1 pseudogene is annotated in these 229 nt (G+C 58.5%); it reads left to right on the plus strand.

The annotated features are described in order from the left end of the window. Positions 1–229, plus strand: a pseudogene (locus ACTHUR_RS21810) (RHS repeat protein); the annotation flags it as partial.

Genomic DNA, 229 nt, shown 5'->3' on the forward strand with positions numbered 1-229 from the left:
TGGACGGCAACCTCGTCCGCGCCGCCAACAGTCACAGCATTACCTGCTTCGACTACAACGGCAACGGCCAAATCATCGGCCAGCACCAATGGAAAGTACCGGCTAAGGAAGAGAACGCCCGAAACGGTTTGCCCGAAACCGACTGGCGCGATGCGCAGTACGACATGCTGTACCTGCCCGTTACCGAAAGCATCCGCTACCACTACGACTTCAACGGCAACCGTACCGC

It is taken from the genome of Neisseria sp. P0021.S007 (assembly GCF_051956855.1).